Annotated in this window: 13 protein-coding genes and 1 rRNA gene; 8 read left to right on the top strand and 6 right to left on the bottom strand. The window is 42.1% G+C overall.

Annotation, left to right across the window (positions count from 1 at the left end; translation table 11 throughout):
• Positions 1–2 precede the first annotated feature (2 nt).
• The 6 genes from mnmG to rpmH form a co-directional block, all read right to left on the bottom strand.
• Positions 3–1,889: a tRNA uridine-5-carboxymethylaminomethyl(34) synthesis enzyme MnmG gene (gene mnmG, locus UJ203_RS17440; RefSeq protein ID WP_101859620.1), complete on the bottom strand. Its 1,887-nt coding sequence runs from the start codon at positions 1,887–1,889 to the stop codon at positions 3–5.
• Positions 1,890–1,909: 20 nt separating this feature from the next.
• Entirely contained in the window at positions 1,910–3,289 is a 1,380-nt protein-coding gene (gene mnmE / locus UJ203_RS17445) for a tRNA uridine-5-carboxymethylaminomethyl(34) synthesis GTPase MnmE (RefSeq protein ID WP_024123577.1), read from the bottom strand.
• A 315-nt stretch (positions 3,290–3,604) separates the two neighbouring features.
• Entirely contained in the window at positions 3,605–4,231 is a 627-nt protein-coding gene (gene jag, locus UJ203_RS17450) for an RNA-binding cell elongation regulator Jag/EloR (protein ID WP_105991140.1), read from the bottom strand.
• A complete protein-coding gene (spoIIIJ, locus tag UJ203_RS17455; protein ID WP_081638392.1) occupies positions 4,228–5,013 on the bottom strand; it encodes a YidC family membrane integrase SpoIIIJ in 786 nt (261 codons plus the stop codon). Before spoIIIJ ends, jag begins: the two co-directional genes overlap by 4 nt.
• A 141-nt stretch (positions 5,014–5,154) precedes the next feature.
• Entirely contained in the window at positions 5,155–5,508 is a 354-nt protein-coding gene (gene rnpA, locus UJ203_RS17460) for a ribonuclease P protein component (RefSeq protein ID WP_024123579.1), read from the bottom strand.
• Positions 5,509–5,655: 147 nt separating this feature from the next.
• A complete protein-coding gene (gene rpmH, locus UJ203_RS17465; protein ID WP_003178075.1) occupies positions 5,656–5,790 on the bottom strand; it encodes a 50S ribosomal protein L34 in 135 nt (44 codons plus the stop codon).
• A gap of 630 nt (positions 5,791–6,420) precedes the next feature.
• On the opposite strand from rpmH, the gene dnaA reads away from it, so the two are divergent.
• From dnaA to UJ203_RS17505, 8 genes are all read left to right on the top strand, one after another.
• On the top strand, positions 6,421–7,761 hold the full coding sequence (gene dnaA / locus UJ203_RS17470; protein WP_003242674.1) for a chromosomal replication initiator protein DnaA: 1,341 nt from the start codon (positions 6,421–6,423) through the stop codon (positions 7,759–7,761).
• 190 nt (positions 7,762–7,951) lie between these two features.
• On the top strand, positions 7,952–9,088 hold the full coding sequence (gene dnaN, locus UJ203_RS17475; RefSeq protein ID WP_105954685.1) for a DNA polymerase III subunit beta: 1,137 nt from the start codon (positions 7,952–7,954) through the stop codon (positions 9,086–9,088).
• A 131-nt stretch (positions 9,089–9,219) separates the two neighbouring features.
• Entirely contained in the window at positions 9,220–9,435 is a 216-nt protein-coding gene (gene rlbA / locus UJ203_RS17480; protein ID WP_003219264.1) for a ribosome maturation protein RlbA, read from the top strand.
• A gap of 15 nt (positions 9,436–9,450) precedes the next feature.
• Complete coding sequence (gene recF, locus UJ203_RS17485; protein ID WP_024123582.1) at positions 9,451–10,563, top strand: DNA replication/repair protein RecF; 1,113 nt, start codon at positions 9,451–9,453, stop codon at positions 10,561–10,563.
• A 17-nt stretch (positions 10,564–10,580) separates the two neighbouring features.
• On the top strand, positions 10,581–10,826 hold the full coding sequence (gene remB, locus UJ203_RS17490; RefSeq protein ID WP_024123583.1) for an extracellular matrix regulator RemB: 246 nt from the start codon (positions 10,581–10,583) through the stop codon (positions 10,824–10,826).
• Positions 10,827–10,881: 55 nt separating this feature from the next.
• On the top strand, positions 10,882–12,798 hold the full coding sequence (gene gyrB / locus UJ203_RS17495) for a DNA topoisomerase (ATP-hydrolyzing) subunit B (RefSeq protein ID WP_024123584.1): 1,917 nt from the start codon (positions 10,882–10,884) through the stop codon (positions 12,796–12,798).
• A gap of 211 nt (positions 12,799–13,009) precedes the next feature.
• On the top strand, positions 13,010–15,481 hold the full coding sequence (gene gyrA / locus UJ203_RS17500; protein WP_322012812.1) for a DNA topoisomerase (ATP-hydrolyzing) subunit A: 2,472 nt from the start codon (positions 13,010–13,012) through the stop codon (positions 15,479–15,481).
• Between the two features lie 286 nt (positions 15,482–15,767).
• Positions 15,768–15,870, top strand: a 16S ribosomal RNA gene (locus UJ203_RS17505); the annotation flags it as partial.

Below are 15,870 nucleotides of genomic sequence, written 5' to 3' on the forward strand. Positions count from 1 at the left end.
TTCTACTCGGCTATCTTCGCAATGCGGCCCTGCTCTAAATATACCAATAGAATTGAAATGTCTGCCGGGTTCACACCGGAAATACGGGAAGCTTGGGCAACAGACAAAGGCCGTACGTTTTTCAGCTTTTGACGAGCCTCGGTTGCAATCCCCTTAATTGCGTCATAATCAATTCGATCAGGGATTTTTTTGTTTTCCATCTTCTTCAGTTTTTCCACTTGCTGAAGGGATTTTTCAATATACCCTTCATATTTCACTTGAATTTCTACTTGTTCTGCCACGTCTTGCGGAACCGGCACTTCTGGCGGCGCCAGTTTTGTAACAGTTTCATAGTTCATTTCAGGACGTTTCATCAAGTCTGTGCCGCGTACCCCATCTTTCAATTCGCTTCCGCCAAGAGAACGGATATATTCTTGATTTTCTGGAGACGGCTTGATAATCACAGAATGCAGACGTTTTTTCTCCGCTTCGATCGCCGCTTTTTTCTTCTCAAAAGCCGCAAATCGCTCATCAGAAATCAATCCAATGCGGTGGCCGATTTCTGTCAGACGCAGATCTGCATTGTCATGACGAAGAAGCAATCTGTATTCCGCGCGAGATGTCAAAAGACGGTATGGCTCATTTGTCCCTTTCGTCACAAGGTCATCAATGAGAACACCAATGTAGGCGTCAGAACGGCTTAGAATCACTTCTTCTTTTCCAAGCGCTTTTCGTCCTGCATTGATTCCCGCCATAATCCCTTGTCCTGCAGCTTCTTCATAACCGGATGTTCCGTTAATTTGGCCGGCAGTGTAGAGATTTGTAATTTTTTTCGTTTCAAGCGTCGGCCATAGCTGCGTCGGTACAATTGCGTCGTACTCAATCGCATAGCCGGCTCTCATCATTTGAACGTTTTCCAGACCCGGAATCGTTGCAAGCATTCTTTGCTGCACGTCCTCTGGAAGACTAGTAGACAAACCTTGAACATAAACTTCCTGCGTATTTCTGCCTTCTGGCTCAAGGAAAATTTGATGACGCGGTTTATCATTAAAACGAACAACTTTATCTTCAATTGACGGGCAGTATCTCGGACCTGTACCTTTGATCATACCGGAATACATCGGTGAGCGGTGCAGGTTGCTGTCAATAATCTCATGTGTCTCAGGGCTCGTATATGTCAGCCAGCAAGGAAGCTGATCTGTGATATATTCAACCGTTTCATATGAGAAAGCGCGAGGCACTTCGTCACCAGGCTGAATTTCCGTTTTGCTGTAATCAATCGTGTCGCTTTTGACGCGAGGCGGAGTACCTGTTTTAAAACGAACAAGGTCGAAGCCCAGTTCTTCCAAATGCTCAGAAAGCTTAATAGAAGGCTGCTGGTTGTTCGGACCGCTTGAGTAAGAAAGATCACCGAGAATGATACGTCCTCTCAAATATGTTCCTGTCGTCATAACAACTGCTTTCGCGCGGTAATTCGCACCGGTTTGTGTAATGACACCGCGGCACTCGCCGTCTTCAATGATCAGACGCTCTACAATTCCTTGCAGCAGCGTTAAGTTTGGTTCTTTTTCAAGCGTATTTTTCATTTCATGCTGATATTGGAATTTATCTGCTTGCGCACGCAGCGCACGGACAGCAGGACCTTTTCCTGTATTCAGCATTCTCATTTGAATATGCGTTTTATCAATATTTCTGCCCATTTCTCCGCCAAGCGCGTCAATTTCGCGGACGACAATCCCTTTTGCAGGGCCGCCGACAGACGGATTACATGGCATAAACGCAACCATATCTAAGTTGATGGTCAAGACAAGCGTTTTGGCGCCTTGACGTGCTGATGCGAGGGCAGCCTCAACACCGGCATGCCCGGCGCCAATCACTATCACATCGTATTGGCCTGCTTCATACCCCATGATTCTAGTTCCTCCTTTATTTATTTTCCTAAACAGAACTGTGAAAAGAGCTGATCAATTAAGCTTTCGTGGACAGCGTCTCCAATAATTTCGCCCAGAAGCTCCCAGCATCTTGTAAGATCAATCTGCACCATGTCGATCGGGACATCCTGTTCGATGCCGCTAAGCGCGTCTTCAATGGCGCGTTTTGCTTCCTGTAAAATTGAAATATGGCGTGTATTGCTGACATACGTTAAATCTCCGCTTTCAATAGCACCTGTATAAAACAGCGATTGAATCGCTTCCTCCAAATCATTAACGCCTTCTTCTTTTAGAAGAGATGTCGTTACAACAGGACGTCCATTGGCCAGCTCGCGTACACGTTCTATGTCAATTTTCGCCTCGAGGTCAGTCTTATTCATAATGACGATGACGTCCATTCCCTCAACGGCTTCAAAAAGCTTCACGTCTTCTTCAGAAAGCTCTTCACTATAATTAAGCACAAGTAAAATCAGGTCCGCTTCCTTCAGAACCTGACGAGAGCGTTCAACACCGATTCGTTCAACAATATCCTCTGTTTCACGAATACCCGCAGTATCAACAAGACGAAGCGGAACACCTCTTACATTCACGTATTCCTCAATCACATCCCGTGTCGTACCCGGAATATCGGTAACAATAGCTTTTGCCTCATGAACCAGGCTGTTAAGAAGAGAAGACTTTCCGACATTCGGACGGCCGATAATGACAGTAGAAAGACCTTCCCGCAAAATTTTACCCTGCTCAGACGTTCTAAGCAGCGCCTCAATTTCTTTTTTAACGGAGCTTGCCTTTTCAACTAAAAGCTGATGTGTCATTTCTTCTACATCATCATACTCCGGATAATCTATATTTACCTCAACATGGGCCAGCGTTTCTAAAATATCATCGCGCAAACGGCGCACCAAAGCAGAAAGACGCCCTTCCATTTGATTCATAGCGACGTTCATTGCCCGATCCGTTTTCGCTCTGATTAAGTCCATCACCGCTTCCGCCTGTGAAAGGTCGATTCGCCCATTTAAAAACGCGCGTTTCGTGAATTCACCAGGCTCCGCCAGTCTCGCTCCCTCTCTTAAGGCGAGCTGGAGCACTTGGTTTACTGTCACAATTCCCCCGTGGCAGTTTATTTCTATAACATCTTCACGTGTAAAAGTTCTCGGTGCTTTTAACACCGATACCATTACTTCCTCCACGACCCGATCCGTACGTTTGTCTACAATATGGCCGTAATGAATCGTGTGTGATTCGACCGAACTGATCGTTTTCCCTTTCGGCCCTTTATACATTCTGTCGGCGATCTGGATTGCTTCCGGTCCGCTCAGCCGCACAATAGCAATCGCACCCTCTCCCATCGGTGTAGAAATGGCCGCAATTGTATCCATGTTGTTCACCTCTCTTTTCTATACTCTCATTCATCTATATAAAAAAATATTTTATTATGCCAAAACTAAAAGATAACATAGTTTGGTTCGAAGTGGAAGATGTGTTATCCACAGACTTAGAAATTCATTCCTTATTACTTTAACTTATCCACATGTGAATAACAATTAATTTTATTTCCTGAACTTCCTTTTTATCAACAGGATACACCTAAAAAGGAAAAACTTAAACGGAAAAAGCTTGATATTACAAGGAAAAATAGATTTTTCTATACAAAAAAACCGAAGCTCCGATTTTTACCGGACTTCGGTTTTATGTTATCTTTTCTGGGAAATAACGAGGTGGCGATTTTCGCCTTCACCCATTGAATACGTTTCGATCTGCTGATTTGCATATCTGGAAAGAGCATCATGAATGATTTTTCTTTCACTGGACGGCATCGGTTCTAAATGAACATCTTTTTTCGTTTTCAAAACCTGGTCTGCCAGTCTCACAGCCAGCTGACTCAGCGTCTCTTTCCTTTTCAAACGGTAGTTTTCTGCATCTACCGTCACATTTAAATACTGATCTGAATAACGATTAAGGACAAGCTGGGTCAAAGTTTGAAGTGCATTTAAGGTTTGTCCTCTTTTTCCAATTAACAATGCCGTTTTTTCACCCGTTATATGGAAACTCACTGCCTTTTTGCTTTCTTTTACAGTCACATCAGACTTTCCGGCAATGGATTCGGCAATTCTTTCAAGATACATCTTTGTTTCCTGAATTGGATCAAATTTTTCAGCCAGCTTCACGATTGCCGGCTTTTTGCCGAATATACCAAGAAAACCTTTGTTTCCCTCTTCAATAACGGTAATTTCAACTTCATCCTTCGTTAATTGCAGTTCTCGTAATCCGGACTGTACTGCTTCATCGACATTTCGCCCTGCAGCAGTCACATTCCTCACTTTTTCTTTCCTCCGGCTTTTTGTGGCTGAGGATCTTTTTTAATATCAGGCCCTTTAATGAGGAAAGTTTGCGCAATCATAAACAAGTTACCGACTACCCAATAAAGAGAAAGCGCCGCCGGGAAGTTGATCGCAAACACAATGATCATAATCGGCATAATCCAAAGCATCATTGCCATTTGCGGATTTTGCTGCGCATTGCCCGCCATCATTAATTTTTGCTGTACGAAAGTAGCAACACCGGCAACAATCGGAAGAATATAGAAAGGATCTTTTTCTCCTAAGTCAAACCATAAGAAACTGTGCTCTGAAATCGCCTGTGTTCTCATGATCGCATGGTAGAATCCGATTAAAATCGGCATTTGAATTAAAATCGGGAAACACCCTGCCAATGGGTTGACGCCATGCTTTTGAAATAAAGCCATTGTTTCCTGCTGAAGTTTTTGCTGCGTTTTTTGATCCTTTGAGCTGTATTTTTCTTTAAGCTTTTGCATTTCCGGCTGTAAAGCCTGCATCGCTTTCGAGCTTCTCAGCTGCTTGATCATCAGCGGCAAAATTAATAAACGGATTAAAATTGTAACAATAATAATTGACAGTCCATAGTTGTCTCCCGTCAATTTCGCAACATACGTAATGAGCTCAGACAATGGAAATACTACGTACTTGTCCCAAAAATGCGGACTATCTGCAGTGATCGGCTCTTTGACACTCGAGCATCCAGCCAATAGCATGAATACGCCGACCATACTTAATAGCAACCATATTCTCCTTTTCAACAACATTTCCTCCTATAATCATTCTTTACACTCTCTTATTACAAAACATACTTGTATGTATTTTAGCATCTTTCAGTTTTAAATGGTGTCTTTTTCTGATCAACCAGAAAGGAAGCGCTTTTAAAAGTTTTAAGAAAGCAGTGGCATCTACTTTTTTGACGAAGTTTTCTTATATAATGAGGCCTTCCTGAATAAATGCTGCAGACTTTTTTTCGTTTCCTCAAATGTCAGCTGACTTGCTGGTTTTCTGGCAATAATAATGTAATCCTTTTGCTTCAGTCTGTCTCTCTCTTCTAGAAAAGCTTGCCGGATCAAACGTTTTATCCGATTTCGCATTACTGCATTGCCAATTTTTTTGCTGACGGAAAGACCAACGCGCAGCTCATCGTTTTCAGGCTGATCAAGCGTATATAAGACAAACTGGCGATTCGCTACTGATGTACCATGCTTGAACACTTTTTGAAAATCTTCATTTTTCTTTAAACGATTTCGCTTCTTCAAATTGACTCACTCCGATACTGGCTGGCAGAAACTTTTAATTTTATTTGAAAATGAGATGCGCAGAGACAGGGAGATCCCCCTGCTCATACACATCACATATATCTTTTCCCTTAAAGTGAAAAAAGACCACTGACATTATTCAGTGGCCTAAGCTGATAATACTTTTCTGCCTTTGCGGCGACGGCGTGCTAAAACTAGACGACCGTTTTTTGAACTCATACGGCTTCTGAAGCCATGAACTTTACTGCGTTTACGGTTATTCGGTTGGAATGTTCTTTTCATTTATGACACCTCCCTCGAGGAATAGCTGTTAAAGACAGTCTTACTTATTATATTTGCGTTACCTATTCATTGTCAACTTCACTAGTGCTTTTATTTCTTGCAACCATAATAGGATACCATACCTTCTCAACTTTCGAAACCTTATTTTTCAGATTCCTGAAATTAACGAAAAAAAAGTCCTGATTCAAATAACATTCTGAGCTGAAAATACGCGATGTGGATATCTTTTTTCCCTTTTTTCAATATCCACAAAGGTTATCGACAACATTTTCACACCGCCAACCCCTGTGGACAATTTTTTTCAACAGGTTGTCCGCTTTGTGGATAAGATTGTGACAACCATTGCAAGCTCTCGTTTAATTTGGTATTATATTTGTGTTTTAACTCTTGATTACTAATCTTGCTTTCACTCATTATCCACAAACTGTGGATAACTTGTGGATTGATTTCACACAGCATGTGTAGAAAGTTGTCCACAAGTTGTGAAATTTGTCGAAAAGCTATTTATCTACTATATTATATGTTTTCAACATTTAATGTGTACGAATGGTTACCGCCATTTGCTCTTTTTTTGTGTTCTATAACAGAAAAAGACGTTATTTTCTTAGAAAAGGAGGGACGTGCCGGAAGATGGAAAATATATTAGACCTGTGGAACCAAGCCCTTGCTCAAATCGAAAAAAAATTGAGCAAACCGAGTTTCGAGACTTGGATGAAATCAACGAAAGCCCACTCACTGCAAGGAGATACATTGACAATTACCGCTCCTAATGAATTTGCCAGAGACTGGCTGGAGTCCAGATACTTGCATCTCATTGCAGATACTATATATGAATTAACCGGGGAAGAATTGAGCATTAAGTTTGTCATTCCTCAAAATCAAGATGTCGAAGACTTTATGCCAAAACCGCAAGTCAAAAAAGCGGTAAAAGAAGATACGTCTGATTTTCCTCAAAATATGCTCAACCCAAAATATACATTTGATACTTTTGTCATCGGATCTGGAAACCGATTCGCTCACGCAGCTTCCCTGGCAGTAGCGGAAGCACCTGCAAAAGCATACAACCCTTTATTTATCTACGGGGGCGTTGGCTTAGGGAAAACACACTTAATGCACGCGATCGGCCATTATGTAATAGATCATAATCCTTCTGCCAAAGTGGTTTATCTGTCTTCTGAGAAATTTACTAACGAGTTCATCAACTCTATTCGGGATAATAAAGCAGTTGATTTCCGCAATCGCTACCGAAATGTTGATGTACTTTTGATAGATGATATTCAATTTTTAGCCGGGAAAGAACAAACGCAAGAAGAATTTTTCCATACTTTTAACACGCTGCACGAAGAAAGCAAACAAATCGTCATTTCAAGTGATAGACCGCCTAAAGAAATTCCGACACTTGAAGACAGATTGCGTTCACGCTTTGAATGGGGTCTGATTACAGATATCACGCCTCCTGATTTAGAAACGAGAATTGCGATTTTAAGAAAAAAAGCTAAAGCGGAAGGCTTGGATATTCCGAACGAGGTTATGCTTTATATCGCAAATCAAATCGACAGCAACATTCGGGAGCTGGAAGGGGCGTTAATCAGGGTCGTTGCTTATTCATCTTTAATTAATAAAGATATTAATGCCGATCTGGCCGCTGAGGCATTAAAAGATATTATTCCTTCCTCAAAACCGAAAGTGATTACAATAAAAGAAATTCAGAGAGTAGTAGGCCAGCAATTCAATATTAAGCTTGAGGATTTCAAAGCAAAAAAACGGACAAAATCGGTAGCATTCCCGCGTCAAATCGCTATGTACTTATCGAGAGAAATGACTGACTCCTCTCTCCCTAAAATCGGAGAGGAATTCGGAGGACGTGACCATACAACCGTTATTCATGCGCATGAAAAAATTTCAAAACTGCTGGCAGATGATGAACAGCTTCAGCAGCATGTAAAAGAAATAAAGGAACAGCTTAAATAATAGGGCCGGGGATAAATCGGGAGAAGTGTGAATAACTTTTCTGAAGTCATGCACAGTCTGTCCACATGTGGATAGGCTGTGTTTCCTGTCTTTTTCACAACTTATCCACAAATCCACAAGCCCTACTATTACTTCTACTACTTTTTTTAAAAAAATATATATTAATACATTATCCGTTAGGAGGATAAAAATGAAATTTACGATTCAAAAAGATCGTCTTGTTGAAAGTGTCCAAGATGTATTAAAAGCAGTTTCATCCAGAACTACAATTCCGATTTTGACCGGTATTAAGATCGTTGCCTCAGATGAAGGGGTATCTTTTACTGGAAGCGATTCAGATATTTCCATCGAGTCTTTTATTCCAAAAGAAGAAGGAGATAAAGAAATCGTTACGATTGGACAGCCAGGCAGCATTGTATTACAAGCCCGCTTCTTTAGTGAGATTGTAAAAAAACTCCCGATGGCAACTGTAGAAATCGAAGTGCAAAATCAATATCTGACGATTATCCGCTCTGGAAAAGCTGAATTTAACCTAAATGGGCTTGATGCTGATGAGTATCCGCACTTGCCGCAGATTGAAGAGCATCATGCGATTCAAATTCCTACGGATTTATTAAAAAATCTAATTAGACAAACAGTGTTTGCAGTGTCCACCTCAGAAACACGCCCTATCTTGACAGGTGTAAACTGGAAAGTGGAGAAAAGTGAATTATTATGCACTGCAACGGATAGCCACCGTTTAGCCTTAAGAAAAGCAAAACTTGATATTTCAGAAGACAGATCCTATAACGTCGTGATTCCGGGCAAGAGCTTAACTGAACTCAGCAAGATTTTGGATGACAACCAAGAACTTGTAGATATCGTCATTACAGAAACCCAGGTTCTGTTTAAAGCAAAAAACGTCTTGTTCTTCTCACGCCTGCTGGATGGAAATTATCCGGATACAACCAGCCTTATCCCGCAAGAGAGCAAGACAGAAATCATTGTGAACACAAAAGAATTCCTTCAGGCGATTGATCGTGCATCTCTATTAGCCAGAGAAGGACGCAATAACGTGGTGAAGCTTTCTGCAAAACCTGCTGAATCAATTGAGATTTCTTCTAATTCACCTGAAATCGGAAAAGTGGTGGAAGCGGTTCTAGCAGATCAAATCGAGGGTGAGGAATTAAATATCTCATTTAGTCCAAAATATATGCTGGATGCATTAAAGGTGCTTGAAGGAGCAGAGATACGTGTAAGCTTTACAGGAGCTATGAGACCTTTCTTAATTCGCACGCCGAATGATGAAACAATCGTACAGCTTATCCTCCCTGTCAGAACCTATTAATCCGATATACGGCTGCCGACCTGCTCGGCAGCTTTTCTATTCGTAATCTGCTCCGTCAAGTTTTCCCTTTCCCTAATTCGTTTTTTTTTAGTACAATTAGATATTAGTGATATTTGAAAGAGGTCGATATAATGGCAAATCCGATTTCTATTGATACAGAGATGATTACACTCGGGCAATTTCTGAAATTAGCCGATGTGATTCAGTCAGGCGGCATGGCAAAGTGGTTTTTGAGCGAGCATGAAGTGCTTGTGAACAATGAGCCGGACAATCGCCGCGGCAGAAAGCTGTATGTTGGAGATGTGGTAGAGATTGAAGGATTTGGTTCATTTCAAGTCGTCAATTAAAGCGGGTGACACTGATTGTATATCCAGAACTTAGAACTGACATCTTACCGCAACTATGAACATGCTGAACTTCAATTTGAAAATAAAGTAAATGTGATCATTGGAGAAAATGCTCAGGGGAAAACAAACCTCATGGAAGCGATCTATGTCTTGTCCATGGCAAAATCGCATCGGACTTCAAATGACAAAGAACTTATCCGGTGGGACAAAGACTATGCTAAAATAGAGGGAAGAGTGATGAAGCAAAACGGAGCGATCCCGATGCAGCTCGTCATCTCCAAAAAGGGTAAAAAGGGCAAGGTCAATCATATCGAACAGCAAAAGCTCAGCCAGTATGTCGGCGCCCTCAACACCATCATGTTTGCGCCGGAAGATTTAAACCTTGTAAAGGGAAGCCCTCAAGTGAGACGGAGATTTCTTGACATGGAAATCGGCCAAGTTTCTCCTGTCTACCTGTATGACCTTTCTCTTTACCAGAAGATTCTTTCCCAGCGAAATCATTTTTTGAAACAGCTGCAAACAAGAAAACAAACTGACAGAACAATGCTTGATGTTCTGACTGATCAGCTTATTGAAGTTGCCGCAAAAGTCGTCGTAAAACGTCTGCAGTTCACGGCACAGCTCGAAAAATGGGCGCAGCCTATCCATTCGGGCATCTCAAGAGGGCTTGAGGAATTGACGCTGAAGTACCATACGGCGCTTGAGGTATCAGATCCTGAAGACTTGTCGAAAATAGGAGATAGCTATCAAGAAGCGTTTTCTAAATTAAGAGAAAAAGAAATAGAGCGCGGCGTCACGCTGTCTGGCCCTCATCGGGATGATGTTCTTTTCTATGTGAACGGACGCGATGTGCAGACGTATGGGTCTCAAGGACAGCAGCGGACGACGGCATTATCCCTTAAGCTGGCTGAGATTGACCTGATCCATGAAGAAATCGGAGAATATCCCATTTTACTATTGGATGATGTGCTGAGTGAGCTGGATGATTATCGCCAATCGCACTTGCTTCATACCATCCAGGGCCGTGTACAAACGTTTGTCACAACAACAAGCGTTGATGGCATTGATCACGAAACCTTACGGCAAGCAGGAATGTTCCGTGTGCAAAACGGTACGTTAGTGAAGTGAAGAAATGAGGTGGGCAATTGTATATTCATTTAGGTGATGATTTTGTGGTTTCAACACGCGATATTATTGGCATTTTTGATTTTAAAGCCAACATGTCGCCAATTGTTGAAGAATTTCTGGAAAAACAGAAACACAAGCTGGTGCCTTCCGTAAACGGCACACCCAAATCTATCGTAGTCACGGTTCAGAATATATATTACTCTCCCTTATCTTCCAGCACATTAAAAAAACGTGCGCAATTTATGGTTGAAATAGATTCTTAGTGATTTTTTATAACGAATACATTGTTTAAGAAAAGTGTAGGTGAATAACGTGGCTATGGAACAGCAGCAAAATAGTTATGATGAAAATCAGATACAGGTACTAGAAGGATTGGAAGCTGTTCGTAAAAGACCGGGGATGTACATCGGTTCAACTAACAGTAAAGGTCTTCACCATCTGGTATGGGAAATTGTCGACAATAGTATTGACGAAGCCCTGGCCGGTTATTGTACAGATATCAATATCCAAATTGAAAAAGACAACAGCATCACGGTAATTGATAATGGCCGCGGGATTCCAGTCGGTATTCATGAGAAAATGGGTCGTCCTGCCGTTGAAGTCATTATGACTGTGCTTCACGCCGGCGGAAAATTTGACGGAAGCGGATATAAAGTGTCCGGAGGTTTGCACGGTGTAGGTGCCTCGGTCGTTAACGCATTATCAACAGAGCTTGATGTGACTGTTCACCGTGACGGAAAAATCCATCGTCAAGTCTATAACCGCGGTGTCCCGGTTTCTGACCTTGAGGTTATTGGCGAAACGGATCATACAGGAACGACTACACACTTTGTTCCAGATCCTGAAATCTTCACGGAAACAACTGAGTATGAATATGATCTGCTTGCTAACCGTGTTCGCGAATTAGCCTTTTTGACAAAAGGCGTAAACATCACGATTGAAGATAAACGTGAAGGCCAAGAGCGCAAAAATGAGTATCATTACGAAGGCGGAATTAAAAGCTATGTAGAGTATTTAAACCGCTCCAAAGAAGTTGTCCATGAAGAGCCGATTTATATTGAAGGCGAAAAGGACGGCATTACGGTTGAAGTCGCTCTGCAATACAATGACAGCTACACAAGCAATATTTACTCATTTACAAACAATATCAACACGTACGAAGGCGGTACCCACGAAGCCGGTTTTAAAACGGGGCTGACTCGTGTCATCAATGATTACGCCAGAAAAAAAGGACTCATAAAAGAAAATGATCCAAACTTAAGCGGAGATGATGTGAGAGAAGGGCTTACCGCGATTATCTCGATCAAACACCCGGATCCGCAGTTCGAAGGCCAAACGAAAACAAAACTGGGCAACTCAGAGGCGCGGACGATCACAGATACGTTATTTTCTGCGGCGTTGGAAACATTTATGCTGGAAAATCCAGATGCGGCCAAAAAAATCGTTGACAAAGGTTTAATGGCAGCTAGAGCAAGAATGGCTGCGAAAAAAGCGCGTGAATTAACGCGCCGCAAAAGCGCTTTGGAGATTTCAAACCTTCCCGGTAAATTAGCGGACTGCTCTTCGAAAGACCCGAGCATCTCCGAGTTATATATCGTAGAGGGTGACTCTGCCGGAGGTTCTGCAAAACAGGGACGTGACAGACATTTCCAAGCCATTTTGCCGCTAAGAGGTAAAATCCTAAACGTTGAAAAAGCAAGGCTTGATAAAATTCTTTCTAACAATGAAGTTCGTTCTATGATTACTGCACTCGGCACAGGTATCGGGGAAGATTTCAACTTGGAAAAAGCCCGTTATCACAAAGTCGTCATTATGACAGATGCCGACGTTGACGGCGCGCACATCAGAACATTGCTGTTGACGTTCTTTTACAGATATATGCGTCAGATTATCGAAAACGGCTACGTGTACATCGCGCAGCCGCCGCTCTACAAAGTCCAGCAGGGTAAACGTGTTGAATATGCATACAATGACAAGCAGCTTGAGGAATTGTTGCAAACTCTTCCTCAAACGCCTAAGCCTGGGTTGCAGCGTTACAAAGGTCTCGGTGAAATGAATGCCACCCAGCTTTGGGAGACAACAATGGACCCGGGCTCAAGAACGCTTCTGCAGGTGACTCTGGAGGATGCAATGGATGCGGATGAAACTTTCGAAATGCTGATGGGAGACAAAGTAGAACCGCGCAGAAATTTCATAGAAGCAAATGCGAGATACGTAAAAAATCTCGATATCTAATAATACAAAGCCTTATTTCCAATAAGAAATAAGGCTTTTTTCTGAATAGGACAGGACGCAGGAATTCTTGTAAAACCTATATATTCTAGTAATTTAATGTGTATAAGTATAAGTTTATTGATATAATGGAGAATAGTGAAATCGTATTGAAGATCATAATGGACAATCTACTCCCACATAATTTCATGTGATACTTCAGGGAGGTTTTTTAATGAGTGAACAAAACACACCAAAAGTTCGTGAAATAAATATCAGTCAGGAAATGCGCACGTCCTTTTTGGATTATGCGATGAGCGTTATCGTATCCCGGGCACTGCCGGATGTGCGTGACGGTTTAAAACCGGTTCACAGACGGATTTTATACGCGATGAATGATTTAGGCATGACGAGTGACAAGCCGTATAAAAAATCGGCTCGTATCGTCGGAGAAGTTATCGGGAAATACCATCCTCACGGTGATTCAGCGGTATATGAATCTATGGTCAGAATGGCGCAGGATTTCAACTACCGTTATATGCTGGTGGACGGTCACGGAAACTTTGGTTCTGTAGACGGAGACTCAGCCGCTGCGATGCGGTACACCGAAGCCAGAATGTCTAAGATCGCCATGGAAATTCTGCGAGACATTACAAAAGACACGATTGATTATCAAGATAACTATGATGGTTCAGAGAGAGAACCTGTTGTCATGCCGTCAAGATTCCCAAACCTGCTTGTAAATGGAGCAGCCGGTATTGCAGTCGGAATGGCTACAAATATACCGCCGCACCAGCTTGGAGAAATTATTGACGGAGTGCTTGCCGTAAGCGAGAACAAGGACATAACAATCCAAGAGCTGATGGAATTCATTCCTGGACCGGATTTCCCGACTGCCGGACAAATTTTAGGCAGAAGCGGAATTCGCAAGGCATATGAATCCGGAAGAGGTTCTATTACGATTCGGGCAAAAGCAGAAATTGAAGAAACTTCGTCAGGGAAAGAAAGAATTTTAGTAACAGAACTCCCTTACCAGGTGAATAAAGCGCGTCTAATTGAGAAGATTGCTGATCTTGTCAGAGATAAGAAAATTGAAGGAATAACTGATTTGCGTGATGAATCTGACCGGAACGGTATGCGGATTGTCATTGAAATCAGACGAGATGCCAATGCGCATGTTATCCTGAACAATCTTTACAAACAAACGGCCCTGCAAACTTCCTTCGGGATTAACATGCTGGCGCTTGTTGACGGTGAGCCGAAGGTATTAAATTTAAAGCAATGCCTGGTGCATTATCTAGATCACCAAAAAGTCGTTATCAGACGCCGTACTGCTTATGAATTGCGTAAAGCGGAGGCGAGAGCGCATATCTTGGAAGGGTTAAGGATTGCTCTGGATCATCTTGATGCAGTTATTTCCCTTATCCGCAACTCTCAAACGGCTGAAATTGCGAGAACAGGGTTAATTGAACAATTCTCGCTGACCGAAAAACAAGCCCAAGCTATTCTAGACATGAGGCTTCAGCGTTTAACAGGATTGGAACGAGAAAAGATTGAAGAAGAATACCAATCCCTGATTAAATTAATTGCAGAGCTTAAAGAAATCTTGGCCAATGAAGAAAAAGTGCTTGAGATCATCCGTGAAGAGCTCACAGAAATTAAAGAGCGTTTCAACGATGAAAGACGCACTGAGATTGTTACTGCCGGCCTTGAAACAATCGAAGATGAAGATCTCATCGAAAGAGAAAACATCGTTGTCACTCTGACGCATAACGGATATATCAAACGTCTGCCTGCTTCGACTTACCGCAGTCAAAAGCGCGGAGGAAAAGGCGTTCAGGGAATGGGGACAAACGAAGATGATTTCGTTGAACATCTGATTTCTACTTCAACACATGACACGATTCTCTTCTTCTCAAACAAAGGGAAAGTGTATCGTTCAAAAGGGTATGAAATCCCTGAATACGGTAGAACCGCTAAGGGAATCCCGATTATCAATCTGTTGGAGGTAGAAAAAGGTGAATGGATTAACGCAATAATTCCAGTCACCGCATTCGAAGAAGATCTCTATCTCTTCTTCACAACAAAACATGGGGTTTCAAAACGCACTTCACTGTCTCAGTTTGCTAATATCCGTAACAACGGCTTAATTGCGCTGAGCCTGCGTGAAGATGATGAATTAATGGGTGTCCGGCTTACTGACGGCACAAAACAAATCATCATCGGAACGAAAAACGGCCTGCTGATTCGTTTCTCTGAAACAGATGTTAGGGAAATGGGAAGAACAGCGGCAGGCGTAAAAGGCATCACCCTTACTGACGACGATATTGTCGTCGGCATGGAAATATTAGAGGAAGAATCTGATGTCCTTATCGTGACCGAGAAAGGTTACGGTAAACGAACTCCGGCTGAAGAATACAGAACTCAAAGCCGAGGCGGAAAAGGACTGAAAACATGTAAAATCACGGAGAACAACGGCCATTTAGTAGCGGTGAAAGCTACCAAAGGTGAAGAGGATCTGATGATTATTACTGCCAGCGGTGTACTGATCAGAATGGATATCAATGATATCTCAACTACCGGACGCGTAACTCAAGGTGTACGTCTCATCAGAATGGCAGAACAAGAGCATGTGGCCACAGTCGCATTAGTTGAGAAAAACGATGATAATGAAGAAAATGAGCAAGAAGAGACAGAAGAAAGTTAAGAAAAAGCGCAGCTATACCGCTGCGCTTTTTTTATATCAAAACCCCTTTACAGTGAGAAGATTTATGGTATAATCATTTCTGTTGTCTTTTAAAAGACATAGACATTACTAGATGAAAACATTTTTAAAAAAGTGTTGACCTAGTTAACTAAAAATGTTACTATTAAGTAGTCGCTTCGAGAGAGGCGTACAAAGTTCTTTGAAAACTAAACAAGACAAAACGTACCTGTTAATTCAAGTTTTATTATAAAATCGCACAGCGATGTGCGTAGTCAGTCAAACTACTTTATCGGAGAGTTTGATCCTGGCTCAGGACGAACGCTGGCGGCGTGCCTAATACATGCAAGTCGAGCGGACAGATGGGAGCTTGCTCCCTGATGTTAGCGGCG

Source organism: Bacillus sp. V26, from assembly GCF_034296245.1.
GTDB classification, from domain to species: Bacteria; Bacillota; Bacilli; order Bacillales; family Bacillaceae; genus Bacillus; species Bacillus halotolerans.

Bases quoted from the DNA above. Each gene is read 5' to 3' on its own strand.
- gyrB (WP_024123584.1), top strand. From the start codon at position 10,882: ATGGAACAGCAGCAAAATAGTTATGATGAAAATCAGATACAGGTACTA.
- rlbA (WP_003219264.1), top strand. From the start codon at position 9,220: ATGGCAAATCCGATTTCTATTGATACAGAGATGATTACACTCGGGCAA.
- mnmE (WP_024123577.1), bottom strand. From the start codon at position 3,289: ATGGATACAATTGCGGCCATTTCTACACCGATGGGAGAGGGTGCGATT.
- dnaA (WP_003242674.1), top strand. From the start codon at position 6,421: ATGGAAAATATATTAGACCTGTGGAACCAAGCCCTTGCTCAAATCGAA.
- mnmG (WP_101859620.1), bottom strand. From the start codon at position 1,889: ATGGGGTATGAAGCAGGCCAATACGATGTGATAGTGATTGGCGCCGGG.
- rpmH (WP_003178075.1), bottom strand. From the start codon at position 5,790: ATGAAAAGAACATTCCAACCGAATAACCGTAAACGCAGTAAAGTTCAT.
- gyrA (WP_322012812.1), top strand. From the start codon at position 13,010: ATGAGTGAACAAAACACACCAAAAGTTCGTGAAATAAATATCAGTCAG.
- dnaN (WP_105954685.1), top strand. From the start codon at position 7,952: ATGAAATTTACGATTCAAAAAGATCGTCTTGTTGAAAGTGTCCAAGAT.
- spoIIIJ (WP_081638392.1), bottom strand. From the start codon at position 5,013: ATGTTGTTGAAAAGGAGAATATGGTTGCTATTAAGTATGGTCGGCGTA.